Annotated in this window: 23 protein-coding genes; 16 read left to right on the forward strand and 7 right to left on the reverse strand. The window is 61.2% G+C overall.

Going from position 1 to position 24725, the window contains the following annotated elements:
• Nucleotides 1-17: 17 nt before the first annotated feature.
• Nucleotides 18-311: a hypothetical protein gene (locus tag G3N59_RS26440; RefSeq protein ID WP_205985771.1), complete on the reverse strand. Its 294-nt coding sequence runs from the start codon at nucleotides 309-311 to the stop codon at nucleotides 18-20.
• Nucleotides 312-383: 72 nt separating this feature from the next.
• Here G3N59_RS26440 and G3N59_RS26445 point away from each other — a divergent pair, with 72 nt between their 5' ends.
• Nucleotides 384-737 (forward strand): hypothetical protein, encoded by a 354-nt coding sequence (locus G3N59_RS26445; protein WP_205985772.1) that lies wholly within the window; start codon nucleotides 384-386, stop codon nucleotides 735-737.
• 209 nt (nucleotides 738-946) lie between these two features.
• Here the strand turns inward: G3N59_RS26445 and G3N59_RS26450 are convergent, their stop codons facing one another.
• Nucleotides 947-1087, reverse strand: a complete 141-nt coding sequence (locus tag G3N59_RS26450) for a hypothetical protein (RefSeq protein WP_205985773.1) — start codon at nucleotides 1085-1087, stop codon at nucleotides 947-949.
• Between the two features lie 59 nt (nucleotides 1088-1146).
• Here G3N59_RS26450 and G3N59_RS26455 point away from each other — a divergent pair, with 59 nt between their 5' ends.
• From G3N59_RS26455 to G3N59_RS26465, 3 genes are all read left to right on the forward strand, one after another.
• Nucleotides 1147-2280 carry a TPM domain-containing protein gene (locus tag G3N59_RS26455; protein ID WP_205985774.1) on the forward strand — a complete coding sequence of 378 codons (1134 nt, stop codon included), beginning with the start codon at nucleotides 1147-1149 and terminating at the stop codon, nucleotides 2278-2280.
• 67 nt (nucleotides 2281-2347) lie between these two features.
• Nucleotides 2348-5656, forward strand: coding sequence for a DUF2339 domain-containing protein (locus tag G3N59_RS26460; protein ID WP_346777939.1), 3309 nt, complete (start codon nucleotides 2348-2350; stop codon nucleotides 5654-5656).
• Nucleotides 5653-6999, forward strand: coding sequence for a DUF3999 domain-containing protein (locus G3N59_RS26465; RefSeq protein ID WP_205985775.1), 1347 nt, complete (start codon nucleotides 5653-5655; stop codon nucleotides 6997-6999). The genes G3N59_RS26460 and G3N59_RS26465 overlap by 4 nt, the downstream gene beginning before the upstream one ends.
• A 79-nt stretch (nucleotides 7000-7078) precedes the next feature.
• Here G3N59_RS26465 and G3N59_RS26470 read toward each other — a convergent pair whose 3' ends face one another.
• From G3N59_RS26470 to G3N59_RS26485, 4 genes are all read right to left on the reverse strand, one after another.
• Nucleotides 7079-8146 (reverse strand): helix-turn-helix transcriptional regulator, encoded by a 1068-nt coding sequence (locus G3N59_RS26470; protein WP_205985776.1) that lies wholly within the window; start codon nucleotides 8144-8146, stop codon nucleotides 7079-7081.
• 673 nt (nucleotides 8147-8819) lie between these two features.
• Entirely contained in the window at nucleotides 8820-9782 is a 963-nt protein-coding gene (locus G3N59_RS26475; RefSeq protein WP_205985777.1) for a PDR/VanB family oxidoreductase, read from the reverse strand.
• 108 nt (nucleotides 9783-9890) lie between these two features.
• On the reverse strand, nucleotides 9891-11351 hold the full coding sequence (locus G3N59_RS26480; protein ID WP_205985778.1) for an NAD-dependent succinate-semialdehyde dehydrogenase: 1461 nt from the start codon (nucleotides 11349-11351) through the stop codon (nucleotides 9891-9893).
• A 13-nt stretch (nucleotides 11352-11364) separates the two neighbouring features.
• A complete protein-coding gene (locus G3N59_RS26485) occupies nucleotides 11365-12513 on the reverse strand; it encodes a ring-hydroxylating oxygenase subunit alpha (RefSeq protein WP_205985779.1) in 1149 nt (382 codons plus the stop codon).
• A gap of 414 nt (nucleotides 12514-12927) precedes the next feature.
• Between G3N59_RS26485 and G3N59_RS26490 the strand changes: the two genes are divergently transcribed.
• From G3N59_RS26490 to G3N59_RS26520, 7 genes are all read left to right on the forward strand, one after another.
• A complete protein-coding gene (locus G3N59_RS26490) occupies nucleotides 12928-14373 on the forward strand; it encodes a cytosine permease (protein ID WP_205985780.1) in 1446 nt (481 codons plus the stop codon).
• Nucleotides 14374-14404: 31 nt separating this feature from the next.
• On the forward strand, nucleotides 14405-15556 hold the full coding sequence (locus G3N59_RS26495) for a porin (protein WP_205985781.1): 1152 nt from the start codon (nucleotides 14405-14407) through the stop codon (nucleotides 15554-15556).
• A gap of 2 nt (nucleotides 15557-15558) precedes the next feature.
• Nucleotides 15559-16593 (forward strand): LysR substrate-binding domain-containing protein, encoded by a 1035-nt coding sequence (locus G3N59_RS26500; protein WP_277397933.1) that lies wholly within the window; start codon nucleotides 15559-15561, stop codon nucleotides 16591-16593.
• Nucleotides 16590-17846, forward strand: coding sequence for an aromatic ring-hydroxylating dioxygenase subunit alpha (locus G3N59_RS26505; protein ID WP_205985782.1), 1257 nt, complete (start codon nucleotides 16590-16592; stop codon nucleotides 17844-17846). The genes G3N59_RS26500 and G3N59_RS26505 overlap by 4 nt, the downstream gene beginning before the upstream one ends.
• Nucleotides 17847-17967: 121 nt before the next feature.
• Nucleotides 17968-18585, forward strand: coding sequence for a YdcF family protein (locus tag G3N59_RS26510; RefSeq protein ID WP_241024200.1), 618 nt, complete (start codon nucleotides 17968-17970; stop codon nucleotides 18583-18585).
• Nucleotides 18586-18714: 129 nt separating this feature from the next.
• Nucleotides 18715-18975 (forward strand): hypothetical protein, encoded by a 261-nt coding sequence (locus G3N59_RS26515; protein ID WP_205985784.1) that lies wholly within the window; start codon nucleotides 18715-18717, stop codon nucleotides 18973-18975.
• Between the two features lie 122 nt (nucleotides 18976-19097).
• Nucleotides 19098-19376: a high-potential iron-sulfur protein gene (locus tag G3N59_RS26520; protein WP_241024171.1), complete on the forward strand. Its 279-nt coding sequence runs from the start codon at nucleotides 19098-19100 to the stop codon at nucleotides 19374-19376.
• 63 nt (nucleotides 19377-19439) lie between these two features.
• On the opposite strand, the gene G3N59_RS26525 is transcribed toward G3N59_RS26520, so the two are convergent.
• Entirely contained in the window at nucleotides 19440-19859 is a 420-nt protein-coding gene (locus G3N59_RS26525) for a hypothetical protein (RefSeq protein WP_205985786.1), read from the reverse strand.
• 300 nt (nucleotides 19860-20159) lie between these two features.
• Here G3N59_RS26525 and G3N59_RS26530 point away from each other — a divergent pair, with 300 nt between their 5' ends.
• The 5 genes from G3N59_RS26530 to G3N59_RS26555 all read left to right on the forward strand — a co-directional run bounded on the left by G3N59_RS26530 (nucleotide 20160) and on the right by G3N59_RS26555 (nucleotide 24604).
• The gene (locus G3N59_RS26530) at nucleotides 20160-20528 is read left to right on the forward strand and encodes a hypothetical protein (protein ID WP_205985787.1); all 369 of its coding nucleotides are present in this window, start codon (nucleotides 20160-20162) and stop codon (nucleotides 20526-20528) included.
• 23 nt (nucleotides 20529-20551) lie between these two features.
• Nucleotides 20552-21553 carry an Imm72 family immunity protein gene (locus G3N59_RS26535; protein WP_241024173.1) on the forward strand — a complete coding sequence of 334 codons (1002 nt, stop codon included), beginning with the start codon at nucleotides 20552-20554 and terminating at the stop codon, nucleotides 21551-21553.
• Between the two features lie 309 nt (nucleotides 21554-21862).
• The gene (locus G3N59_RS26540; protein ID WP_205985789.1) at nucleotides 21863-22927 is read left to right on the forward strand and encodes an Imm72 family immunity protein; all 1065 of its coding nucleotides are present in this window, start codon (nucleotides 21863-21865) and stop codon (nucleotides 22925-22927) included.
• A gap of 614 nt (nucleotides 22928-23541) precedes the next feature.
• Nucleotides 23542-23736: a hypothetical protein gene (locus G3N59_RS26550; RefSeq protein WP_205985791.1), complete on the forward strand. Its 195-nt coding sequence runs from the start codon at nucleotides 23542-23544 to the stop codon at nucleotides 23734-23736.
• Nucleotides 23737-23776: 40 nt separating this feature from the next.
• Nucleotides 23777-24604, forward strand: coding sequence for a hypothetical protein (locus G3N59_RS26555; RefSeq protein WP_346777937.1), 828 nt, complete (start codon nucleotides 23777-23779; stop codon nucleotides 24602-24604).
• Nucleotides 24605-24725: the final 121 nt, after the last annotated feature.

Below are 24725 nucleotides of genomic sequence, written 5' to 3' on the forward strand. Positions count from 1 at the left end.
TGCAGGCCTGCGTGACGTCAGATGCGTCGCGCGGGCGGCCACTGTTGTTGAGGTTGACGCGTGAGCGCCCGTTCGCGTGTTTCCGGAACGCGGCCCATGCGGCCGGGTTCCGGATTGTCGATCAAGATATCCGCCTGATTTTCTATTTCTTCGTCTACGTGGATAGCTGCGCACGTGTCGTAGGCCTTTTCATCCATGCGGATAGGGAGCATGGAGGTTTGGGCGGCCATGTCGATTCTCCAATTCTCTTTGAAACGCATCGGCGATTGCATCTCGATTGAGATGCGCCTGATTGCGGTCGCATTGTCCAATCGATTTTCAGGATGAACCCGCGCGCACCCGGGTTAGCGTTGACGTTTTGCAGGCGTGACCTGGGAGCGAGGATGCGTGAGAAAGGAGAGTTGGCGCGGCGTCTGATCGCGGCGATGCAGGACGGCGCAAGCGGTACGACGTCGGAGCTGGCGGTGCGGGCGCAGGTCGATGTGCGCAGCGTGCGGGCGATTCTGCGCCTGTGGCTGGACGCGGGCATCGTGCAGGTCTCCGAGGTGCTGGCGCCGCGCCGCACGCTGGTTTACCGCTACGGCGACGCCACGCCCGAAGCAGCGGGCGCGGCGGCGGTGCGTCAACCGCGCGTGCGGTCCATCGCCGAGATGCCGCCCGATCGCTGGCCGCAACTCGACCCCGATGTGGCGGCGGCCGTCGACGCGATGGTGCGGGTGAGTTCGCGCGAAGCGTGAAGCAAACCGGCGCGGCTTCGAGCCCGCGCCGCCATGCCTTACGCGTATCCAAAGCGGACGCTTTGCGACCGGCATCCATCAATACCATTCGAATATGCCGAATGGATCAATATCCGCGATGATTATAATCGCGCTTTTTTATCAATTATCTGCGCGTGAAACAATCAAAACGATAAAATCTCGCAGCTTATCGATGTTCAATAAGACGTTCAATAAGTCGCTGCCATATTCAATCCGGTAAAAAATGCGATTTTATCGGCCGAAATAACTTCAAGAGTAAAAGAGACCGGTTGCAGTGCCACCATTAACGACAGGATTGCAGCGCGGCCTGGCCGTGCCTGCTCGCGCATTAATAGGCCTCGCGATGATGCTCGCCTGTGCATGCGCGCGCGCCGACGGTTCGGAGCCAATGCCGGCCGATGTCGCCTCGCAGGCGTTAGCGCCGGTCGTTGCCAGCGCAACGGACGCGTGCTCGCATGTCGTGAACGCCGATGCCGCATCGTCCCCTCAAACGTCCGCTGGCGTTCCCGATCTCGCTGGCCGCGTGACCGACACCACCGGCATCGTCACGGCCGCCTGCAAGGCCGAACTGACGCGCCGCCTGGCCAGTCTCGAAGACACGACGGGTGTGCAACTCGCCGTGCTGCTGGTCGAAACGACCGGCCAGCAGTCGATCGAGCAATACGCCACGGCGGTCTTCGACAAGTGGAAGCTCGGCCAGCAGAACATCGACAACGGCGTGCTATTGGTCGCGGCGCTCAAGGACCATCGCGTGCGTATCGAGGTGGGTTACGGGCTGGAAGGCACGATTCCCGATGTTCTGGCTGCGGACATCATTCGCACGCGCATCGTGCCCGCGTTTCGCAGCGGCCATTTCGAACGCGGTATCAGCGACGCGGTGAACGCGCTGTCGCAGCACTTCGAAGTCATGACGCAGGAAATCCTCGCGCAGCAGGCGCGGGCCGCGCAGATCAAGCCGCCTGCGCCGAAACCCGTATCGCCGATTTTCTGGACCTTGCTTGCGCTCGCGAACGTGGTGTTGGGCGTGGCGGCGGCGTGGCGCAAGCTGTCGTGGAAGATTTTTCTGCCGGGCAGCTACCTGGCTTCTTCGGTTGCGCTGGTCGTCGGGTTGCCGCGCGGCACGGTGGACGCCGGAAGTTGGGGCTGGACCTTGGTGTTTGCGCTGCTGTTGCCGGTGCTGAGCGGCGTGGCGCCGATGTTGCTCGGCATCGGGCTCGTGCGTTCGGCGCGCGTGCGCATCTGGACGGCGGCCATTGCCGCCGTGCTGGGCGTGTGCATCGCCATCGGCCATTCGATGGGTTATTCGGTTGGCCAGGTGCTGGGCGCGATCGGCAGCACGATCGCCGTGGTAGGGCTGATCGTCACGCGCATCGGCGAGCCATTCGGGGTGTGGGGTTCGCGATCGTCGTCGAAATCGTCGTCTTGGTTTGGCTGGTTTTCGAAATCGGGCTCGGGCTCGTCGGGCCGGTTTTCCGGCGGCGGGGGCAAGAGCGGCGGCGGCGGGGCGTCGGATAGCTGGTGATGCCGGCGATGTCGCGGGTTGGGCAAGTCAAAAAATGAACAAGAAAAACGGGAGGTTCTGATTGATTGTGTGGATTCTGGCGGCGCTCGGCTTGGTGGCGGGCATATTGGTCGCGTGGAGTAATGGTGCCGATTCGATGTCGCTCGGGTTTCTGGGCGCCATGGTCGGCGGTGTGATCGGTCTGATACTGAAAAAGCCGCGCAAGAGCAGCACGCCGGCGGTGCAGGGCACGCACGTGTCCTGGCAGCAGAGCGTGAGTGTGCTGCACGAGCGCGTGGCGCGGCTCGAGGCCGAGGTGGCGATGCTGCGCTCGTCGATGGGCGTGGCCGCGCGCGAGGCGACCACGTTCGTGCACGGTCCGGCGGTGGTCGAGCCGCCACCAGCCACGCCGCAACCGGTCGAACCGGTCGCGCCGCCGCGCGAGGCACCGGCGCCCGAGGTCGAGCAGACGCGCGCACCGCAGGCCGAAGCGCCGCGCGAGGAACCCGCGCAACCGGTGCCCGAGGCGGCGTACGCCGAATTCGCCGACGATCAGGCCGCGCCCGCCATGGCTGCGGCCAAGCCCGCCGAACCGCTCAAACCCGCGCAGCCTGCCGAACCCGCCAAACCGAACATCATCGATCGCCTCATCAGCGCGGGGATCGGCTGGCTGCTCGGCGGCAACACGGTCGTGCGCGTGGGGATCATCGTGCTGCTGTTCGGCGTGGCTTTCCTGCTCAAGTACGCCGCCGACAACAGCCTGCTGCCGATCGAATTCCGCATCGCCGGCGTGGCGGCCGGCGCAATCGCGATGCTCGTCGCGGGCCAGCGCATCGGCATGCGCCGCGGCGCTTACGGCATGGTGCTGCAAGGCGGCGGTCTCGGCATTCTCTATCTGGTCGTGTTCGCCGCGGCGAAGCTCTACGACCTGCTGCCTGGCGGCGCGGCGCTCGGTTTCATGATCGCGATCTGCGGGCTGGGCGCATTCCTGGCCGTGCGCCAGGATGCGCGGCCGCTCGCCTTCATGGGCAGCGCGGGCGGCTTTCTCGCGCCCATCCTGCTGTCCAATGGCAGCGGTAACCATGTCGCGCTGTTCTCGTACTACCTCGTGCTGAACATCGGCATTCTGGCGATGGCGTGGTTCAAGGCGTGGCGCCCGCTCAATCTGCTCGGCTTCGTCTTTACCTTCACCATCGGTACGGCGTGGGGCGTGACGGCGTACCGGCCCGAACTGCTCGCGTCCACCGAGCCGTTCCTGATTGCCTTCTTCCTGATCTACGCGGGCATCGCGCTGCTCTACGCGCGTCATCGCGAGATCGCGCTCAAGCACTACATCGACGGCACGCTTGTTTTCGGCACGCCGATCGTCGTCGCGGGGCTGCAGGCCGCGCTGATGCGCAACGTGCCGTTCGGCCTTGCCTACAGCGCCGTGGCGCTCGCGGCGTTCTATCTGGGCGTGGCGGCGTGGCTGCGCCCGCGCCGTGCGCGTCTGGGCCTGCTGTTCGAATCGATGCTGGCGATTGCCGTGCTGTTCGCGACGCTCGCGCTGCCGTTCGCATTCTCCGGCCCGACGACGAGCGCCGCCTGGGCCGTCGAAGGCGCCGCACTCGTCTGGCTGGGCGTGCGCGAGCGACGTCTGCAGCCGTTTTACTTCGGCGTCTTCATGCAGTGCGCGGCCGCCTGCGCGTTCGCGTACAGCATCGCCGAACAAGGCTATTCGACGGGTCTGCCCTTGCTCAACTCGACCTGGATCGCGACCTTGCTGATCGCGCTGGCGGGCGTGTTCACGGGCTGGTGGCTGCACGGCCGCAACGAGGCGCGCGAGTGGCAGCCGTGGCTGCCGCAATGGGGTTTCGTGGGCGCGATCTGGGGCCTGACGTGGTGGCTCGGCGGCGGTAGCTGGGAAATCGTGCGTTTTGCGGCGGTGCATGCCTATCCGGCTTCCTCCGGTTTCCTGCCCGACGCGCTGCTGCTGCTGTTCGTCCTCACGGCATGGCTCGCGCACATCGCGCGCCGCCGGCTGTCGTGGCCGCTCGCCGAGCTGGTCGCGCTGGCGCTCGCACCGGTTATCGCCGTCACGCTGACGCGCGCATTCTTCGCTCAGTGGGTCCCGCTGCATTCGCTGGGCTTTGTCGCGTGGCCGGTTGCGTTTGTCGGCGCTTATGTCTTGTTGCTGCGTCAGCAGCGCGATGTCGCGGAGCATTTTCTCGCGCCGCTGCACACGCTGATGTTCTGGAATCTGTGTGCGTTCCTCGCGCAGGAAGGCTACTGGACGATGCGCGACTGGGTGCCCGAAGGCGCCTGGAGTTGGAGCGCATGGGCGTATGGCATGGGCGCGATGCTGCTGGCCATCGCGGGCGCGGGCTCGCGGCTGCGCTGGCCGGTGCAGCGCTTCGAGCGCGCTTATGTGATCTGGGGCGCGGCGCCGCTCGTCGTCCTGCTGTGGGCGTGGAGCGTGGCGAGCGCGCAGAGCGCCGGCGATGCCTCGCCGCTCGTCTGGATTCCGCTGCTCAATCCGCTCGATGTCGCGCAGATGCTGGCGGTGCTCGCCGTGGTCGTGTGGATCAGACGTCTGCGTGCGCTGGGCGTCACGCTGGAGTTTGCGGCGCTGGGTTACGCGGCGCTCGCGACCGCGTTCCTGTGGTTCAACAGCCTGATTCTGCGCGGTCTGCATCACTATGCGCTCGCGCCCTATGACGTCGGTGCCGTGCTGTCGACGTTCGCGTGGCAGGAGATCTTCATCGCCGGATGGTGCATGATGATTGCGGCTGCGCTGCGCTTCGTGCGCCGCGAAACGGCCGCTCGCATGATCACTTACGCGGCGGCGCCGCTCGTTGCGATCATGTGGTTCTGGACGCTGTTTGCCACGCTCACCGAGGATGGCGGGCGGCTCGCGCGTGTGCCGTTCCTCAATCCGCTCGATCTGCTGGCGATTGCCGTTTTCGCCATCGCGGCCTGGTGGCTTGCGCGCATGAAGCGCAGCCTCAGCCCGACCGACGACTGGCGCGTCGGCATGGCGACGCTCGCCGGCGCGACGCTGTTCCTCTGGCTCAACACCGTGTTGCTGCGCACGCTGAGCCACTGGGCGGACATTCCCTACGACATCGACGATCTGGTGCATTCGACGCTCGCGCAGGTGGCGGTGTCGCTGTTCTGGACGGTCTGTGCGCTTTCGGTGATGGTCTGGAGCACGCGGCGCGGCAAGCGCGTGCTGTGGTTTGTCGGCGGTACGCTGCTGGCGGTCACCGTCGTCAAACTGTTTATCTTCGATCTCTCGCACGTGCAGGGCGTGCAGCGCATCGTGTCGTTTATCGGCGTGGGTGTGTTGTTGCTGGTGATCGGCTATTTTTCGCCGCTGCCGCCGAAGCAGGTGCTGGCCGAGGAGGCGAAATCATGAAGCTGGCCCGACTCGCGCTGGGCGGCGCGCTGCTCGTTGCGGCGGGCGCAGCGCCTGCCGCCGATCCTCAGTTCGCGCATCGATACGCGATCGAGCTGACCGGCAATGCGGCCTACTACACGATGACCGTGCCGCAGAGCGTCTACGCCGCGAGCGCGCGCGGCGACCTCGGCGATCTGCGCGTTCTGAACGGCGCGGGCGAGCCGGTTGCCTACACGCTCGACAGCGCGGCGCAGCCGCTCAACGTCAGCCGCGCGCGGCGCAATGTCGAATGGTTCGCGCTGCCGGGGGCGAATGTCGACGCGTCGGGCGGCCCGCTGGGCGTGACGATCGCCGCCGATGGCTCGTTGCACGCGCGCGCCCAGGCGCAGAATGCGGGCGCGGCGCAGCACGGCGAGCTGGTCGATCTGGGCCAGGATCACGCGAACGTCGACGGCCTCTGGATTCATCTGCGCAACGATGGGTATCAGGGCCGCGTGACGGTCGAACAATCCGACGACCTGCGCGCATGGGAACCGCTCGGCGATACCGAACTGCTGCGCCTGAGCCGCGACGGCAAACTGCTCGTGCAGGAGCGCGTGGATATCGAAGGGCTGCGGCGGCGCTATCTGCGGCTGCATTGGCTCGACGACGCACCGGAGATCGGCGCCATCGAAATCGAAACGTCGTCGCGCGCGGCGGCCAATCCCGATTCCGACGCCACCCGCGAGCAATGGCGCGACATGCGCGTGCGCGCGGGGCAAACGGGCGGCGAATATCTGTTCGACACCGACGGCGCCTATCCCGTCGACGCGCTGCGCTTCGGCCTGCCTCAACGCAACACGCTGGCGAACGCGACGATCTACTCGCGCAGCGGCTCGCAACAGCCGTGGCTGGCGGTGGAGAGCGCCTCACTGTTCCGCCTCGAAGACAAGCAGGGCGAGAAGCGCAACGAGCCGATCAAGTTCGCCGCCAACACCGACCGGCACTGGCGCGTGCTGGTCGATACGCGTAGCGGCGGTATCGGCGATGGCTTGCCGGTGATTGCAGTAGGCTGGCGCGCGGCGCAACTGACGTTTCTCGCACGCGGCAACCCGCCGTTCGAACTGGCGATCGGCAACCGCACGCTCACGCCCGTGGCAATTTCGCGCGATGAGTTGCTGCCCGGCGGCACGCAGGAAATCGCGCCGGCGCGGCTTGGCGAAGCGCAAGCGGTGAGCGCGCCGGAACCCGGGCTTGCCGATGCGGATCAAGACCACGACGCGCGACGGCGCTACGTGTTGTGGGGGGCGTTGATTGCCGCGGTGAGCGTGCTGGCGCTGCTGGCGTTGAAGCTGGCGCGCGGGAGCGCGAGCGGCAAATAGCGGCAAATAGCCGATGAATGCGCGCGGGCGTGATGAGCGGTCCGCGCGATTCGTGCTTCTGTGAAGAGTCTGCGCGCGCTCAGGCCGCGCTATCTTCGGCGGGCGGTTGCGCGGCGCTTTGCATATCGGCGGGTTGCGCCGCGCGGCACAGCGCCGTGAGCCAGACATCCTCGCCATGGGGCGCGACGCGCGCCTGACCCTGTTCTACCACGAGGCGCCAGGTATCGTCGGGCAGCGACGCGCGATAGAGCACGCGATAATCGGCGCGACGCGCGAGTGCATCGTTGACGGCGCTTTCGCGTGCGGCGCGATCGTCGGGATGAATGTGCTGCGACAACTCGATGTAGTGACGCGGCGCCTTGGCCGGATCGACGCCAAAGAGACGACACCATTCGTCCGAGACGATCAGTTCGTCCTGCGCGCGCAGCCAGCGCCACGCGCCCACGCCGGCGATACGCGCGGCGTCGTTGAGCAGTTGCAGACGGCGTTGCAGCGCGGATTCCGCATCCTTGCGCGCGCTGATATCGATGGTCGTGCCCACCACGCGTACGGGGCGGCCCGCATCGTCGAGCAGCGTGGCCACGCGCGATTCGATCCAGCGAATCTGTCCATCGGGCAGGATGATGCGGAAGTCCCACACGCGCGGCGCCTTGCTCGCGACCAGATCTTTCAGGGCATCGGCATTGAGCCAGATCGAATCTTCAGGGTGAAGGATTTCCCAGAACTCTTCATTGCTGTGGATTTCGCGGCCGTAGAGCTTTTCGCAGTTGCTCGAGTAGATGAGTTCATCGGCGACCAGATTCCATTCCCACGTGACGATGCCGGCCGCCTCTTGCGCGTGCTTCATGCGGGCTTCGTTGGACATGATCTCGGCGGTGTAGCGGCGGCGCAGATCGGTCATGGGCAGCTCGGTGGTGCCTGCGATACCGAGATCGCGCACGGCTTCATCGCCGTAGCGCAGCCAGACCCAGTTGACGTCGAGGAAGGCTGCGAGGCGGCGCAGATTCGAATAGTCGATTTCGCCGCCGCGGGTCCATTTGTGCACGGCAGGGCGGGAGATGCCGACGGCGTCGGCCACTTGCTGAAGGCTGAGCTTCTTGTGCTCGAGCAGCACCTTGAGACGGAACGCGAACGTATCCTCGGACATCCATTTCCCTCTATGACAATTCGCGCGAGTGGCGCGGCTGGGCGCCGCTTGTTGGTGGGTGGGGTGGAGGTGGTAGTTTAGCGGATTGGGGTGGGGGGTGGTTTTTTTGGGGTTTGGGTTTGGGTTTGTTGTTGGGGGTTTTTGTTGGCATTTCCTTGTGGTCGTGTCGGTCTATTAGCGTTGCCCCTGTGCGGGGCGGCACCTACTTTTCTTTGCAGCGGCAAAGAAAAGTAGGCAAAAGAAAGCCGCTACAAACGCCAGAATGACGCAGTCCACAAACAGCCTTTTAGGGGGAAAGGTATAGGAGCATCCGGTCCCCCGCGCCACCAAAGCTAGTGACAAGGCGCCCGCCCACCCGGGGGCGCTGCGCGCCCCGATGGGCATAACGCAAACCGAAGGTTTGCTGGTTTCCGTGGCAAACCCAACCGTTGCGCGCGCAGCGAGCAACGGGATGAATGACGGCTTTGTCACTGGCTTTGAAGGTGCGAGGTGCCGGACGCCCCTATACCATTCCCCGTGTAAGGCTGGTTGTGGACTGCGTCACATTGGCGGTGTGAGCGGCTTTCTTTTGCCTACTTTTCTTTGCCGCTGCAAAGAAAAGTAGGTGCCGCCCCGCACAGGGGCGACGCTAATAGACCGACACGAAAACAAGGAAATGCCAACAAAAAAAGCATCAAAGATCAATAACAAGCCGCGAACCAAGCGCCCTAGAAACACAAAGCAAAATAGTCCTCTGCGCCGCCTTCTCATCATCATCAAGATACTGATCCCGATGATCCGCCTCACCTTCGAGAATAGCGACCTCACAGGTCCCACAAACACCTTCACGACAAAGCGACTCCACCGTCACCCCAACGCGTTCGATAGCCTTAAGAATGGACTCATCCTCACCCACTACCACCTCAATCCCAGACTTCGCCAGCACAACAGTAAAAGCCTTCCCCCCAGTATCACCCGCAGCAAACTGCTCCGAATGCAACTGCGCCTTAGGCCACCCCAGCAAAGCGGCATTCGCATAAACCGCATCATTGAGCCCTTGCGGCCCGCAAACATAAACATGCGCATCCGCAGGCAGAGTCTTGAAGAGATTCAAAAGATCGAGCCGCTGCCCTTCGCTATCGACATAGCAATGCACATTCCCCGCATGCGGCCCGGCCATTAGCTCATCGACAAACGCCCCATGCTCCGGACTCCGAAAGGCATAATGAAGCTCAAGCGCACGATCATCCGGGCCATGCTCAGCAAGCTGCGCAAGAAAAGGCGTAACCCCAATACCGCCAGCAATAAACACATGCTTGCTCGCGCCTTTAGCGAGTTCAAAAAGATTCGCTGGCGTCCCAATAGCAAGCCGCGTCCCCACCGCCACGCGTTCATGCATAAACGCCGACCCGCCCCGCGAAGCTTCCTCGCGCCGCACGGCGATCTGATACTGCCGCGTATCGTGCGGCGAACTGAGCAGCGAATAGGCATTGTGATGCCACTGCTCGCCGTCCTGCATCGAGACCAGCACGTGTGCGCCTCCGCTAAAAGCGGGCAGCGGCGCGCCATCGGGCAGCGCGAGCGTGAAGCGCTTGATCAGCGGAGTAAGTTGCTCGACGGCGACAACGTCGACAGTGATCGATTCGCGGGCGTTCATGGTGCCTTCCTTTACCGCTGGCGGGTAATTCTGATTCGAAATTCGGATAAATAGCGGATGCGATGACTCACCGCATCCGCGTACAACGCAGCGTGCTTCAGCGCGGTTTCAGCGTGTTACGCCGCCCATGCAGAGATACTTGATCGACAGATAATCTTCGATGCCGTACTTCGAGCCTTCGCGGCCGATGCCCGATTGCTTCACGCCGCCAAACGGCGCGACTTCATTCGAGATCAGCCCCGTATTGATGCCGACGATGCCGTATTCGAGCTGCTCCGCCACACGCCAGATGCGGCCGATGTCGCGGCTATAGAAATACGCGGCCAGGCCATAAATCGAGTCGTTGGCAAGCTGCACGACTTCGGCGTCGCTCGAAAAGCGCACGATCGGCGCGACAGGTCCGAAGATTTCTTCGCTGAGCACGGCCATGCCGGGTTGTGCATCGGCCAGCACCGTGGGCGCGTAGAAGTTGCCGCCGCGTGCGTGCCGCGCGCCACCCGTGACCACGCGCGCGCCTTGCGCCACGGCATCGCGCACCAGCGCATCGACTTTGTCGCGCGCGGCTTCGGTGATGAGCGGGCCGATATTCACGCCATCGGCGAATCCGTCGTCCACCTTGAAGGCCGCCACGCGCGCCGCGAAGCGCTCGCAGAAGGCGTCGTACAGCGAATCGTGCACGTAGAAGCGGTTCGCGCAGACGCAGGTTTGCCCCGCGTTGCGATACTTCGAAAGCAGCGCGCCTTCCACGGCGGCGTCCAGATCCGCATCGTCGAATACGATGAAGGGCGCGTTGCCGCCCAGTTCCAGCGACACTTTCTTGACCGTGTCCGAGCACTGGCGCATCAGCAGGCGGCCCACTTCGGTCGAACCCGTGAAGCTGAGCTTTTTCACGAGCGGGCTCGACGTCATTTCCAGGCCGATTTCGCGCGACTTGCCGGTGACGATGTTGAGCACGCCCGCCGGAATGCCGGCTTGCTCGGCCAGCGCCGCGAGCGCGAACGCCGACAGAGGCGTTTCGTTGGCGGGCTTGACCACCATCGTGCAACCCGCGGCCAGCGCGGGCGCGGCCTTGCGCGTGATCATCGCGGCCGGGAAATTCCACGGCGTAATCGCCGCGCAGACGCCAATCGGCTCTTTCGTCACGACAAGGCGTTGATCCGGGTTCGGGCTCGGGATCACATCGCCGTCGATGCGCTTGGCCTGCTCCGCAAACCATTCGATGAACGAGGCCGCGTAGGCGATTTCGCCGCGCGCTTCGGCAAGCGGTTTGCCTTGCTCGCGCGTCATCAGTTCGGCGAGCGTTTCCTGGTTCGCCATCACCAGTTCGAACCAGTTGCGCAGCAGGCGCGCGCGTTCTTTCGCCGTGGTCGCGCGCCAGCCGGGCAGGGCGCGCTGCGCGGCCGCAATCGCCGCGCGCGTGTCGTGCGCGCCCATGTTCGGCACATCGGCGATGTGCTCGCCCGTGGACGGATTGGTCACGGCCAGCGTGGCGCCGTCGGCGGCGTTGCACCACTGGCCGTCGATAAAGGCCTGCTGACGCAGCAGGCCGGGATGTTGCAGCGAAGTCATATCGGTCCCCGCCTTAATCCTGATAGTGCTGCGCGAGCAGGTTGTGGAAGTGCGCGATGCCGTGCTCGCTGATCCCGCTGCGTTTTTCGTCGACCATGATGCGGCCCTGGCCGCGATAGCCACGCGATTTCAGGCCCTTCTGCACGCTTTCCACGAGGCGCAGGTCTTCCGGGCGGAACACGGTGCGATACCACTCGATCAGCTTTTGCTGTTCTTCGGTCGGCTCGTCGTTGAGGAAGTAGATGTCGTAGTGCTGGAGCGTGACTTCGGCGCTCATCGGGAATTCGTAGATCACCGTCATGAAGTCGCTGCCCGGCGGCACGTTGAACATCGTGCACGGCCACGCCCAGTAGCCGTGGAAGCTCGGGTCCGTGATCGACGGATCGAGCTTGAACGAACGCTCCGACGATTGCGCCTGGCCGAATTGCAGCGTCCACTTGCCGTGCAGCGTGTGCGCGTACTGATCGACCTTGACCGAGTCCGAGAAGCCGGGGTGCGCCGGACCGCAGTGATAGCACTCGAGGTAGTTATCGACGATCGATTTCCAGTTGGCGGGCGTTTCCGTGACGAAGCGCGCGGCCAGCTTGAGGTCGTCGATCACGGGGCAGGCGTTGCGCAGGCTGGCTTCGAGGCCGGGCAGTTGCGCTTCGACGTTGTCCGCTTCCGGGTTCAGGTTGATGAACACGAAGCCCGCGTATTCCTCCACGCGCACCGGCACGAGGGTCGAATTTTCCTTGTCGAACGACTGCACGTGGTCGCAGTTGTTGGCGTGCGCGAGTGCGCCGTCCAGCTTGAACGCCCAGGCGTGATACGGACAGGTGATGACGTTCTTCGCCTTGCCGCTGCCTTCAAGCAGTTGATGGCCGCGGTGCGGGCAGACGTTATAGAAGGCGCGCAGCACCTTGTCCTTGCCGCGCACCAGCAGAATGCTTTCGCCGACGATCTCGCGCGTGACGTAGGCGTTCGCCTCCGCCAGTTCGCTGCGGTGTGCCACGCAGATCCAGGTGTCCTCGAAGATGCGCTTCTCTTCCGCCTTGTAGACCGACTCGGCGGTATAGAAGCTCGCGGGAATGGTCCACGCGAGATCCGGGTTGGCGCAGAAGTCAGCCGGCAGTTTGGGCAGGTCGGCTGGCTTGTGGAATTCGATCGGGAGATAGGTCATGGGGTCCGCCGCAGTGTGAGAGGTGCGTTAGAAAATTAACTGACAGTTACAACATAACTATGGGTTAACGCAAGAATAAGAGAAATTCTGCCGGCACACGATCAGGGTTATCCCTCGACGTTGTTGCGAAAAGACTTCCGCTTTGATGCGTGCCGCGTATCCTTAGTGTTGGATAGCGGGATCGCTTGCGCGGTCGCAAAGCAAATCGATTTCGGAGATGTCGTCAATAGGAGGATGCGATAGTGCGTCTCAACCCTCCAGGATGCGTACTATTGTTAACCAGTGGTTTGTTGTTAACCGTAGGATAACTGTGCCGTGGCCGGAACCGGAAAAGCTTTCCGCAGTCGCGCACGGTGCGCAGGATGGCTACGCGCGAAGCGTGGCTGCCTGCGCCACCCCACAACTGGAGGAGACATGACACAAGACGCAATGGCCGAAGTGCTGGCCGGCGAGCCGACGCGCGCCAAATCGCGAATCGAATCGCGCTCGATCGACTACGTGCCGCTCGCCGAACGCAAAGGCCGCGCGTGGCATCTGTGGCCGGTGTGGTTTACGGGCGATGCGAACCTCGCCACCATCGCGGCGGGCGCGATCGGCATCAGCATGGGCGGCAATCTGTTGTGGAGCGCGATCGCCATCGTGCTGGGCAATGTGCTGGGCACGTTCTTCATGGCGTTCCATTCGAGCCAGGGGCCGCAACTGGGTCTGCCGCAGATGATCCAGTCGCGCCCGCAGTTCGGCTATATGGGTGCGCTGCTGGTGTGGGTGGTCGCGCTGGTGACCTACATCGGCTACAACTCGTTCAATCAATTGATGGCGGGGCAGACCGCGCATCATCTGCTGGGCACCGAACCGCATCTGAGCTACATCGTGTTTACCGTGCTCGCGGTGGCGCTGGCGATCTTCGGCTATGACGTGATTCACAAGGCGCAGCGCTGGCTGGCGTTTGCACTGCTCATCGCGCTGACGATCTTCAGCGTGGGCATGTGCGTGAAAATGCCGTTCCCGGCAGCGCAACTGAGTTTCTCGGGCTTCAAGGCGACGCCGTTCCTCGTGCAGCTCTTTTCGGCTGCCGCGTATCAGCTTTCGTGGTCGATCTATGTTTCGGACTACTCGCGGTATCTGCCGCCCAACACCGGCGTGCGCGCCACGTTCTGGTGGACCTTCCTGGGCGCGCTGATCGGCGGTGTGTGGATGATGCTGGTGGGCACGGCTGCGGCGGCGCTCAACGCGCAGATCGAAATCTCCGACGCCGTGCAGCGCGCAGGCGATCTGATTTTCCCGGGCTTCGGCACCGTCACGCTGCTGCTTGCGCTGCTGGGTTTGCTGGCGATCTCCGGGCTGAACTTCTACGGCGCGTCGCTCACGCTGCTGAGCATTACGGACTCGTTCAAGCCGCTCAAATCGAATGCGACCAAGCGTATTGCCAGCCTGATCGTGGTGGCGCTGGTGGCGACCTCGCTGGCGTTCTCCGCATCCGATAACTTCATGGGCAAGTTCGGCGACTTCCTCGGCATTCTTGGCTATCTGTTCACGCCCTGGACCGCGATTAACCTGATCGACTTCTTTGTGGTGCGCCACTCGCATTACTCGGTGCGCGAGATCTTCAATCCGCGCGGTATTTACGGGCGCTGGAACTGGCGCGGTCTGACCGCGTATGCAGTGGGTTTCGTCGCGATGATTCCGTTCTTCAAGACCGAACTCTATACCGGCCCGGTCGCCCGCATGCTGGGCGGCACCGATGTGGCGATGCTCGTGGGACTGCCCGTTGCCGCGCTGGTTTATCTGTGGACCTGCCGCTCGCTCGACATCGAACAGGAACGCCGGCTCGTGCGCGAAGCCGATCGCGGCCTGAACTGATCCATCACGATAACAACGACAAGATAGAGACATGAATTCGATGAAGGCACTGCGCGTGAGCGCAATCCAGCTGGCCGTGCTCGCGCTGGCCGCGCTGCCCCTCGCAGCCCGCGCGCAAACCAGCGTGACGTTCTATGGCGTGCTCGACGCGGGCGTGACTTATGTGAGCAACGCCGGCGGCGCGCGTCAGGTGAAATTCGACGACGGCATTTCGTACGCGAACCGCTGGGGCATCAAGGGCAGCGAAGATCTGGGCGGCGGCTTGAAAGCCGTGTTCAAGCTCGAAAGCGGCTTTCATATGGGCAATGGCCAGATTTCGAACGGCGGCTCGCTGTTCGGCCGCGCGGCCTATGTGGGCTTGCAGAACGACTGGGGCACGCTGACCTTCGGTAACCAGATCGATATGACTCAGGAGATGGTTTATCTCTACAACGCTTCGGCGTGGGCGAGCGGCTATGCCATCAATCAGGGCGACTTCGACCGCATGAATGGCGACCATCTGCCGAACGCGGTGAAGTTCATGTCGAATACGTTCGGCGGTTTCCAGTTCGGCGGCATGTATTCGTTCAGCAATACGCCGGGCAGTTTCCACAACGGCAGCGCGTGGAGCGTGGGCGCGCAATACCAGCGCGGCGCGTTTTCGATGGGCACCGCTTATACGCAGTTGAATAACCCATCGGGGATTTACGCATTCGATCCTTACGCGATGATCGGCGTGCATTCGTTCTTTGGCCAGCCAACGGCGAGCGTCGATCCGGGCAGCGGCGCCGTGACCGATCTCTACGCGAATTCGCCGTTCCCGGTGGACAAGCAAGGCGCGTTTGGCGTGGGCGCGAGCTACGCGATCGGCAATGTCACGCTGATGGGCGACTTCACCTATACGCAGATCAAGGCGTTCGGCGAGAGCCAGCATATGCAGGTGGGCGAAGGTGGCGCGAACTGGCAGATCACGCCGGCGTTGAGCCTCGTGGGCGGCTATCAGTACACGCACTTCGACGCGCATCACTGGAACCAGCTTTCGGCGGGGATGCACTATCTGCTGTCCAAGCGTACCGATGTCTATATGTCCGGCGACTGGTTGAAGGCTTCGCAGGGTGTCGATGCGGTGATCGGCTATAGTTTCATGCCGTCCCACACCACTACGCAGGCCGATGTACGCATCGGCATGCGGCACTCGTTCTAATCATGCTCAAACTGCCTGGCACTCCCGAACTCGACGACCTTCGTGTGTTCTGCACGGTCGCGCGCAAATCCAGTTTCAGCGGCGCGGCTGAGGCGCTGGGCGCGTCGGCGGCTTATGTCAGCAAGCGCATTGGCGTGCTGGAGGCGAATCTGGGCACGCGCCTGCTGCATCGATCGACGCGCCGGGTGGCGATCACGGCGGCGGGCGAGCGCGTGCTCGCGTGGGCCGAGCGCATTCTCGACGACGTCGATCAACTTGTCGAGGATGTCTCCAGCACGCAGCGTATTCCGCGCGGCACGCTGCGGGTGTCGAGCAGTTTTGGCTTTGGCCGCAAGTTCGTCGCGCCTGCGCTCGCGACGCTATCGGACCGATATCCGCAACTGAATGTGCGGCTCGATCTGTTCGATCGCGTGGTGGATGTGGCGGGCGAAGGCTTCGATCTGGACATACGGATTGGCGACGACATCGCGGGTCATCTGATCGCGAAACGTCTCGCTACGAATTACCGCGTGCTGTGCGCGTCGCCGTCTTATCTGGACGCCCACGGCGCGCCCGACACGCTCGCCGATCTCGAATCGCACGCGTGCCTGGCCATCAAGGAACGGGACCACCCGTTCGGCGTGTGGCGTCTGGATGCCGGCGGCGAAACGGCGAGCGTGAGAGTGACCGGGCCGCTTTCGACCAATCACGGCGAGGCCGCCGTGCAATGGGCGCTGGCCGGGCGCGGCATCGTGCTGCGCTCGATCTGGGACGTGCAGCCGCTACTCGACGAAGGCCGCTTGCTGCGCGTGCTGCCCGAGGTCACGCAGCCTGCCAACGTCTGGGCCGTGTTTCCCGAGCGACTTGCGCAATCGGCGAAGGTGAAAGCCTGCGTGGATTTTCTCGCCGAGACGTTTGCAGCGGCGGGAATTGGCGAGGCGGCCGGTACGGCTTTGCCTGCAGAAACCGCATTGCGCGCGCCCGAGTCGCAGACTAAACCGGGATCATCGAATCCCCGCAATACCCGTAATACCCGTAAAAAGGAGCCGAAAACGTGACCGACCGCGCCCATGTGCGTGCCTTGCTTGCCGGGCGCCGCGAAGGCTACAGCCTCGCCCGCGAGTTTTATACGGCACCCGAAATGCACGAACTCGATATCGAGGCCGTCTTCTCGAACGAATGGATTTTCGCGTGCAATGTCGCGGAGATTCCGCACGAAGGCGATTACATCACGCTGTCGATTGGCGAGACTTCGGTGGTCGTGGTGCGAGGCAAGAGCGGCGCAGTGGGCGCGTTTTTCAATACCTGTCGCCATCGCGGATCATTGATCTGCACGCAGGCAGCGGGGCACGCAAAGCGGCTCGTGTGCCCGTATCACCAGTGGGTTTATGAACTCGACGGCACGCTAAAAAGCGCGCGCCAGATGCCGGCGGATTTCGATCGCAGCGCACACGGCCTGCGGCCTGTGCATGTGGAAACGATCTGCGGCATGGTTTATATCTGTATCGCCGATACCCCGCCCGATATCGCGCGTTTCAAGGCGGCGGTCACGCCGTACATCGCGCCGCATCATCCAGAGCGTAGCAAGGTGGCGTTTTCGATGACGATCGTCGAAGACGCCAACTGGAAACTCGTGATCGAAAATAATCGCGAGTGCTATCACTGCATTGGCAGCCATCCAGAACTGCTGGCTACGCTGATCGAATTTGCCTTGCCCGACGATCCGCGCGCAAACCGCGACTTCCAGTTGCTGATGCAGGAAAAGACGGCGCTGTGGGATAGCCTGGATTTGCCGCATCTGCCTGCGGATGGCGGCACGGAATTCCGCTGTATCCGCTTGCCGTTTCATCGCGGCGCGGTGTCGTTCACGGCGGACGGGCGGCCCGCCTGCAACAAGCTGCTCGGCGATTTCACGGAGCGCGATCTGGGGTCGGTGAGAATGTTCAGGGTTCCGAACAATTGGAATCATTTTCTCTCCGACCACATCATTCACTTCCGCGTGCTGCCGATTTCGGCGACGCAAACCGCGCTCAAGACCACCTGGCTGGTGCATGAAGATGCGGTGGAAGGTGTGGATTACGACATCGACACGCTGATCGAAGTCTGGCGCGCGACCAATGCGCAGGACGCAACGCTGGTCGAACATAACCAGCGCGGGGTGAATTCGAAGGCGTATACGCCGGGGCCTTACGCGCCTTCGGAGTTCATGCTGACGAACTTCACGAACTGGTATGCGCAGAAGCTCGACGATTATCTGAAACCCGCGCCTGGCCGCGAGAAAACGATACGGCTCGCCGTGGCACAGGGTTGAACGGCGCGCTCGACGCGGGTGAAACGGTCCGGTGCTATATTCACCGGCCCTATTTCGCGCTCGAGCTTTTATGTCAGTCCGCCGTCTGTTTCGAAGCACTTTCGCCCGCGTTGCTTTCTGGATGGCGATTGTCGCCGTAACGGTGTGGGTGGCGGCCGCCGTGTGGGTCTGCGCGCGCGGATTGAGCATGCCGTATGAGCGTGCCGATGTCGCGGTGGTGTTTGGCAATGCGCTGGAAGACGACGGCACGCCCAAGCCAATTCTCGCGGCGCGGCTGGACGTGGCGCTGCGCTGTTATCAGGCGGGCGAATGTCCGTGGCTGTTTGTGAGCGGCAGTATCGACGGTCCGGGTCTCGACGAAGCCGGCGCGATGCGTACGTATCTGCTGGCGCGCGGCGTGCCGGACGCGCGCATCGTGGTCGATCGCGCGGGCGACAACACGCTCGCCACCGCGCGTCACGCGGTCGCCTGGATGCGCGCGCAGGGGCTGTCGCGCGTCGTGCTCGTCTCGCAGTACTACCACCTGCCGCGCGCGCGGTTTGCGTTTCAGGAAGCCGGGGCGCCCGAGGTCTACGGCGCGTATCCGCGGGCGTTTCGCTTCATGGATCTGTATTCGAGCTGGCGCGAGGTGCCTGCGCTGGCGGTTTATCGCGTGCGGCTGGGCATGAATGCCGATGCGAAACCGGTTTCGTTCCGCCCGGTGCTGTTCCTGATGGGGCTGCTGGGGTGGGGCAAATGAGTATCCCAAAGGGGCCGAATCCGGCTGCGTCGGGCAATGAAACAGGGTATGGACGCGCTGGCGCGGGCGTCGTTGGGATACTGAAGAGAACCTCCTAAAGTTTGCGCGCCGGAGGCCGAAAATCCAGGCATGGCGCACGAACAACCGAAACTTCCCGAGAATGACCCGATCTGGGCCGAGGCACGCGCACTCGAAGCGAGTATCCGCGCCATCCGCCGGGCTCAGGGCAAGCGAAATCCCGAAGACTTTGCTTCGGACGACCCTGAATGCATCGAGGTGATGGAGGAGTTCGTGCGCGACGTCGGCCGGGTGCTGGCGCTCTACGCGAAAGACCCGCTCCGCGACGATGACGACGACGGCGATTTCCACGGTGCGGGCTCGACCGGCTAAGGGACTACAGGTGGGTTATCGGCGCAGCGCCCGATGCTGCACGAAATCCGGCAGCCTGAGACACTAGCGACTCCCTGAACGTGTCTTTCCCCACAATGACAATTACGCGTCGAACATTTCTGATGCTGAGCGTATGCTCGGCCACCTCTGTCGTGCTGGCCAACGAGGCTTGGGCGGCGGAGCCCGCGCTGGCCGAATCCGACGAAGCCGCGCGCAAGCTGGGCTATCGGACGCTTGCCACGACCGTGGATCGCAAGCAATTCCCTTCGTACTTGCCGGGCCAAAAATGCGGGACGTGCTCGCTGTTCCAGTCCGCGGACGACAAATGGGGCGACTGCATGCTGTTCAGCGGCAAACGGGTGGCGGAAGCCGGCTGGTGCAGTTCATACAGCACGATGTAAATGAAACGGGCCACTTTCGTGGCCCGTTGCTTTTTTGTTGCCGAATTGTGGCTTACTCGCGGCTTATTCGCCCTTGGCAGGGCGGCCCGTCTTCACGGTTTCCAGCGCGGAAAGTGCCGCGACCAGCCGCTTCGACGAAGCCGAGTCCAGCAACTGCAGACCGGCACGCAGCAACTCGCTCTTCTTCACCGTGACGCCCGCATCCAGACACTTGCGCTTGAGCAAGGCGATGCGCTCGTAATCCGTCTTCGGCATCGTGAAGCTGTCGCGAATGACCTTGTCTTTCTTCACGGTTTTCACGGCCTTGACCGTCTTGACGGCCTTCTCGCTTTTCACGCGCTTCGCCTTGGGTTTAGCTTCGGCTTCCTGCGCGCGTGCGGCCTTCACTTCGGCCGCCGCTTTGCGCTGCGCTTTTTTCGCGTCCGCGGTGGTGGGGAAGAAGAAAGCCTTCTTGGTGGGCTTGCGTGCAATCACAGTGGTCATGCTGGAATCTCGATCGAAAACGGTAGAAACAGTATATACGGTTTTTACCGTTCTTCGAGGCGTGGCGGGGCTGAGCGGCGGTTTGGGGGCGAGATTTGTCGATGCGGCGAGGGCTGGCATGTCGTCGATTGTCGCTCGACGAGGGTGGGTTTCGCGGTGTTGGGGCGAGAGCGTTGGTGCTACGCGGGCTGTTGAGCGAAGAAGTTCACGGACAAATATTCGTACCGCAACTGGTCGCGAAGTGCAGGGATTTTTGCGCCAGCCTGATCGAGACGATCAGCAAGACGATGCACTCGCGTATTGGATTGGCTCGCCGAGCGGTATGGAAGAGACAAGAGGCCGCAACAATACCTAGAAGGCGGCATAGAGCAAATTTTTATTGACTTCCGCACCCTGAGCCAAGAAATCAATAATATCGGCGACAAGCTCAAGCAAGGTTTGCTAACTCCGCCGCAGGAGTTGAACTGGAATGGAATTCGCGTCGAGTTCAAGAAAACGGACTGGACAAATGTGAGCGAAGTTTACGGTTATACGAACACGGGAGAAAGTCTTCACGGCACGGTTAATACGCGAAGACTCGCAACGGATGAAATTCAGACGAAGCTGACCAACAGCAAGATGACCGCCGCGGCGAGAACGGAGAGTGATATAAAAGATAGGGCGAACTGAGCGATCTGATGAATATATATGACATGAATGACCCCGATATTCGGGGGAAGGTTTTCTGGCAGTTAAAGCGCTTGACAAGTTTCAGTCTCTGGAAGCGCAAGCGGGATGCCTGGGAGCGATTCACCCGTGCCTACGAAGATGCCGTCAAAACGTGGCCGAAGAGTCAAGTGGAGCGGGTCGAAGCAGACGGGCTTAATTACGCCTACGGGATCTTGGGACAGTACAACAAGGGATTGGACGAACTTGAGAAGGGGAGGCGCCACGTATGGCGCGTCGAGCAGCCGCTGTATGAGGTAGTTGGGGCTTCGGCCATGATGCGTACCGATCTATACAGACATCCTGCATATTGGGAGCGCGGCATACAAATGGCTGCTTGGCCACCAAAGATCGAAGAACTGCATCAGTTGTTGATCAAATCGTTTTATCAGTGTGATGAAACGCCGCTGGAAGTTTTATCCCAACAGCGTTATGCAGAGGCGACGTTGCTGTGGGCGAATCCACTGCTGGATGGCGCCTTCTACAAGAAGGATTTTTACACCTTGCCTTACCCGGTTTTCCCGGATTGCCTCCCGAATCCTCCCGAGGCTTCAAGTCTGGAAATTTTATCGGGTCAAAAAGTACCGGTTGACGGCATTTGGGAACCGATACGCGATGAACGCACCCGCATACTGGGTATCATTGCAGTTGGTGAAAAGAAAATAGAAAACAATGGATGTTTCAACTATTTTGTTGGCGGTACAACTGCACCAAAGTATTCAAGTGAATCTGGTCCTGTGTCTACCCGATGGCGCCTTCTTTGGGAAGATGACCGTTATAAGGATGGAAAAATTCCTGATGAATCGGAGTACTTTATTGAACCCAAGTTGGGTAAAACTGACGAAGTAGTCGAAGGCAATATTGAAGTGAGGACAGGCGAAGTCTGCCCAAAGAGTGGACTTTGGGCCGCCAGGGATCATGAAAGCGCCTATAGGCGTAAAGGCTGGTTCGGTGATGCCGGATCTGCTGCTAAAGGATCATCTCGGTGAGCCGATCGTGCGATGGGTAGTCTGGAAACTGGAGAAGCCTGACTAACGTCCATATAATGGAATCCCCGTGACTCTAATATTGATCATGGGGATGGTGAAATGTCTGTTCAGTACATCGGCGCGTAAAACATGTCCATCATTTGCGCTAAGGTATCCGTTGACGCCTCGCGAACAGGATTGATCGCGCAAGCCGACCAGCAAGGCAAAGCCCCACGCCGCTAGTGCTCTCGCGATTTGACGGCAACCCCTCCGATTCGCCGCGGTGAGGACTCAGAGTGGCGTGAGGGACCGCGTGAAGTGAGTGATTGTATGAATCTTTACGACATGAATGAACCCGCTGTTCGGGCAAAAGTTTTCTGGCTATTAAGGCGACTGACAAGCTACAGCCTTTGGATGCGAAAGCGGGATGCCTGGGAGCGGTTCACTCATGCCTATGAAAACGCGCTCAAGACTTGGCCGAAGAGTCAGGAAGAACAGATTGAGGCGGATGCGCTTGATCGCGCTTACGGAGCACTCGGGCAATTCGATAAGGGATTGGGCGAACTTGAGAAGGGGCGGCGCTATGTATGGCGAGTTGAGCAGCCCCTTAACGTGGCATGGAAGGTCTCAGCCTCGATGCGGACCAATCTCTACAGGCATCCCGCTTATTGGGAGCGCGGCATACAGATGGAGCCCTGGCCACCAAAGATTGAAGCGTTGCATCAATTGTTGATCAAGTCATTTTATCAAGGTGATCAAACCCCGCTGGAGGTTTTGCCGCAACAACGAGTTTCACAGGCGAAGTGGTCATGGGCTGAACCACTGCTCGATTCGGAATTTTACAAGAAGGACTTTTATACCTTACCTTATCCGGTTTTTCCGGACCAACTTCCGCAACTTCCCGAAGCGCGAGACCTGGAAATTGTATCGGGTCAAGAAGTGCCAGTTGACGGGATCTGGGAACCGATACGCGATGAACGCACGCGCATACTGGGCATCATTGCAGTTGGTGAAAGGAAAATAGAAAACAACGGATGTTTTAACTATTTTGTTGGCGGTACGACCGCACCAAAGTATTCAAGTGAATCTGGTCCTGTGTCTACCCGATGGCGCCTTCTTTGGGAAGATGACCGTTATAAGGATGGAAGAATTCTTGATGAATCGGAGTACTTTATTGAACCCAAGTTGGGTAAATCTGACGAAGTAGTCGAAGGCAATATTGAAGTGAAGACAGGCGAAGTCTGCCCAAAGAGCGGACTTTGGGCCGCCAGGGATCATGAAAGCGCGCCTATAAGCGTAAAGGCTGGTTCGGTGATGCCGGATCTGCTGCTAAAGGATCATCTCGGTGAGCCGATCGTGCGATGGGTAGTCTGGAAACTGGTGAAGCCTGACTAAGGTTCATTTATCGGAATCCCCGTGACTTCAATATCGATCATGGGGATTTTGAACTGCCTGTTGAGCACAGCGGCACGCGAAACATGCCCATCATTAGCGCTAAAGCATCCCTTGACGCGTCGCTAACAGGATTGATTGCGCAAGTCCACCAGCAAGGTGAAGCCATGCGACGCGAATGCTCTCTTGATCTGACGGCCACTCCTCTGATTCGCTGCGGTGAGGACGGAGAGTAGCGTGCGGAACAGCTTGAATTGGGATGCTTCAACTATTTGGTGCCGGGATGACCGTGCCAAAATGCGCCAGCGAAGCGGGAGCGATGGCTACGTGTCGTTGTGGGAACAACTTTCGACGTCGGCGTATCCCGACATCGCACCATATCTGATCGCGATAGAACCAGGCATGCTTGACGGTACGGATATCCATCACGCGTTGCTGGAACAGCTGTGGTGGGATACCGCCAGCAGCCCAATGTTGACGTGGATGGCGTCGCCGTTCGGGCTTGACGCACTCGCGCAACACTTTCAACGCTTCTGTACGTTCCGCAACCCGGCTTCGCGGTTCTTTTTCCGGAGCGCATTGAGTCTCAGCTTGCTCGCGCGGCAGCACACGGCGTCGTGGGCGAGCAGAATCTCGCGCGTTACGCGATTCTAGGCGCGCTGGTTTCACCGACCTTCGACGAGCATCCCGCATTGCAGCCGGTCCTTCGGCGCCTGGCCGATGGCGACGAGGCGTCTGAGGTGCTCGACGCCGTGGAGCAGGCAGTCGAGCAGCACGTCGAGGAGTTGACGCGTGTTGCCGGTGGATTGTGACGAGCTTTGGCGACGAACAAAATCAGGAAAAATTCGAGGAATGAGTAAGAACAACATGGCGCTCACATCAACTGTGCGAATGATCCGCCGGGCTTCGATTGCACTCGGCGTGACGACGGCTGTCCTGCTTGCGGGTTGCGACAAGCTGTCGTCCGAGCCAGTGTATAGCGGGGTGAGTGTCGAAGGCATGAACTACATGCCATACAACCTTACCAGGTTCGTGATTCACGATAAATTCGGCAATACGGCGAGCGGTGGTGGCGATTTGATGCCGGGTGCAGGAGCCGGTAGCCTGAGTTGTTGTTACAAACTCAAAGGCACGGATTTCACGGTGGATTGGGAAGTCTACGATATTGACGACAATCCCAATCTCTACGCGCCACTGAAGAAAATCCGGAAGACGGCACAAGTACATATGCCGCCGACCAAGGTCTCAAGCAGCGCAGGTGACGTCGTCCTTGCCCTGCATTTCTATCCAGACGACCACGTTGAATTTGAGTTTCGCAATGACATGCACGGCTCCCGGATCAAATACCGGGATGTCTACTGGTGGCTGGAAAACAACTACGGAAAGCGTGTGTTTCCTGCGAACATCGACGACGCTAAAGAATTTCGTCTCACTGCACGCATTGCCGCAGATGGCTGGAAGAAGTATCGGTTGACGAGCACTGCCGACCTGCAGCAATACGTCTACTATGCACTCGCTGTGAATCCGCACTTCGACGAATCACCTGAGGTGCAGAAGATTCTTGCGCAATCCAGAGGAAAGCCTGACGCCTTTGCTGTGACAATGCAGAAGCTACCCATAAAAGTCGTGGAAGAAATCAGGAGATTCGATCCCGAGCAGAGCGAGTCTAGTCATGGCTGATGAGGTCGTTAACGGCAGAAATCTGGACACAGTCGACCAGGCACCTGTGATGAGGAGTTGACGCGTGTTGCCAGTGGGTTGTGACGAGCGCTTTGGCGGCAAGCAAAATCAGGAAAAATTC

The sequence above is a fragment of the Paraburkholderia sp. Ac-20340 genome, from assembly GCF_017104965.1.
Taxonomy (GTDB): Bacteria; Pseudomonadota; Gammaproteobacteria; order Burkholderiales; family Burkholderiaceae; genus Paraburkholderia.

What these genes read in the sequence shown, in the direction of transcription:
- G3N59_RS26445 (WP_205985772.1), top strand. Translation starts at nt 384, where the DNA reads ATGCGTGAGAAAGGAGAGTTGGCGCGGCGTCTGATCGCGGCGATGCAG.
- G3N59_RS26450 (WP_205985773.1), bottom strand. Translation starts at nt 1,087, where the DNA reads ATGCGCGAGCAGGCACGGCCAGGCCGCGCTGCAATCCTGTCGTTAATG.
- G3N59_RS26455 (WP_205985774.1), top strand. Translation starts at nt 1,147, where the DNA reads ATGCCGGCCGATGTCGCCTCGCAGGCGTTAGCGCCGGTCGTTGCCAGC.
- G3N59_RS26465 (WP_205985775.1), top strand. Translation starts at nt 5,653, where the DNA reads ATGAAGCTGGCCCGACTCGCGCTGGGCGGCGCGCTGCTCGTTGCGGCG.
- G3N59_RS26470 (WP_205985776.1), bottom strand. Translation starts at nt 8,146, where the DNA reads ATGTCCGAGGATACGTTCGCGTTCCGTCTCAAGGTGCTGCTCGAGCAC.
- G3N59_RS26475 (WP_205985777.1), bottom strand. Translation starts at nt 9,782, where the DNA reads ATGAACGCCCGCGAATCGATCACTGTCGACGTTGTCGCCGTCGAGCAA.
- G3N59_RS26480 (WP_205985778.1), bottom strand. Translation starts at nt 11,351, where the DNA reads ATGACTTCGCTGCAACATCCCGGCCTGCTGCGTCAGCAGGCCTTTATC.
- G3N59_RS26485 (WP_205985779.1), bottom strand. Translation starts at nt 12,513, where the DNA reads ATGACCTATCTCCCGATCGAATTCCACAAGCCAGCCGACCTGCCCAAA.
- G3N59_RS26490 (WP_205985780.1), top strand. Translation starts at nt 12,928, where the DNA reads ATGACACAAGACGCAATGGCCGAAGTGCTGGCCGGCGAGCCGACGCGC.
- G3N59_RS26495 (WP_205985781.1), top strand. Translation starts at nt 14,405, where the DNA reads ATGAATTCGATGAAGGCACTGCGCGTGAGCGCAATCCAGCTGGCCGTG.
- G3N59_RS26500 (WP_277397933.1), top strand. Translation starts at nt 15,559, where the DNA reads ATGCTCAAACTGCCTGGCACTCCCGAACTCGACGACCTTCGTGTGTTC.
- G3N59_RS26510 (WP_241024200.1), top strand. Translation starts at nt 17,968, where the DNA reads ATGGCGATTGTCGCCGTAACGGTGTGGGTGGCGGCCGCCGTGTGGGTC.
- G3N59_RS26515 (WP_205985784.1), top strand. Translation starts at nt 18,715, where the DNA reads ATGGCGCACGAACAACCGAAACTTCCCGAGAATGACCCGATCTGGGCC.
- G3N59_RS26520 (WP_241024171.1), top strand. Translation starts at nt 19,098, where the DNA reads ATGCTGAGCGTATGCTCGGCCACCTCTGTCGTGCTGGCCAACGAGGCT.
- G3N59_RS26525 (WP_205985786.1), bottom strand. Translation starts at nt 19,859, where the DNA reads ATGACCACTGTGATTGCACGCAAGCCCACCAAGAAGGCTTTCTTCTTC.
- G3N59_RS26535 (WP_241024173.1), top strand. Translation starts at nt 20,552, where the DNA reads ATGAATGACCCCGATATTCGGGGGAAGGTTTTCTGGCAGTTAAAGCGC.
- G3N59_RS26540 (WP_205985789.1), top strand. Translation starts at nt 21,863, where the DNA reads ATGAATCTTTACGACATGAATGAACCCGCTGTTCGGGCAAAAGTTTTC.
- G3N59_RS26555 (WP_346777937.1), top strand. Translation starts at nt 23,777, where the DNA reads ATGAGTAAGAACAACATGGCGCTCACATCAACTGTGCGAATGATCCGC.